The sequence below is a fragment of the Streptomyces katrae genome (assembly GCF_000966975.1).
GTDB lineage: Bacteria > Actinomycetota > Actinomycetes > Streptomycetales > Streptomycetaceae > Streptomyces > Streptomyces katrae.
On sequence record NZ_JZWV01001846.1, the window covers coordinates 1 to 217 of the forward strand.

The window sequence follows — 217 nt, forward strand, 5'->3', positions numbered from 1 at the left end:
GGTCAGGTGTGGATGCGGCTGTTGGGGCCGTCGTGGCTGTCGGCGGTGTCGTCGTTGAACCAGTAGTCGCCGGCGGCGAGGTAGCGGAAGGAGTGGGTGCTGTGTGCGGGGAGGGCGACGCTGGCGGTGCGGGTGCCGTCGCCCTGGGGCGTCAGGGGGTGCGCGAGCGGGTTCCAGTGGTTGAAGTCCCCGACCACGCTCACCGGCCCGGCGGGGG

General features: G+C 72.8%; 1 protein-coding gene. It reads right to left on the reverse strand.

The window, feature by feature from the left end; genetic code table 11:
* Positions 1-2: 2 nt before the first annotated feature.
* The coding region (locus tag VR44_RS40790; RefSeq protein ID WP_045952762.1) for an isoamylase early set domain-containing protein at positions 3-217 on the reverse strand (215 nt) is incomplete at its 5' end.